The sequence below is a fragment of the Bacillus nitratireducens genome, from assembly GCF_001884135.1.
In the GTDB taxonomy this organism is placed as follows: domain Bacteria; phylum Bacillota; class Bacilli; order Bacillales; family Bacillaceae_G; genus Bacillus_A; species Bacillus_A nitratireducens.
Genome location: NZ_MAOC01000047.1, coordinates 1 through 211, shown reverse-complemented (window position 1 = coordinate 211; position 211 = coordinate 1). Strand labels below are relative to the sequence as shown.

Below are 211 nucleotides of genomic sequence, written 5' to 3'. Positions count from 1 at the left end.
TTGCCAAAGCTAATGAATCAACTTCTTTTAACCACTCAAATTCTGCTTTATATTTCGCGGGAGTTGGAAGCTTTTGTTTCTTTAGTTGTTCCTTATCATCTTTGTATTTTTCGTACGCTTCTTTTCGTTCAGCTAACATTCTGTTATACACGAAACGTACACAACCGAAGGTTTTACGCATAAGATATGCTTGTTCTTCTGTTGGATACAA

General features: G+C 35.5%; 1 protein-coding gene. It reads right to left on the bottom strand.

Annotated features, from left to right (window positions below):
* A partial coding sequence (locus BAU23_RS15705; RefSeq protein ID WP_165615093.1) for a helix-turn-helix domain-containing protein occupies nucleotides 1–211 on the bottom strand: 211 nt, incomplete at both ends.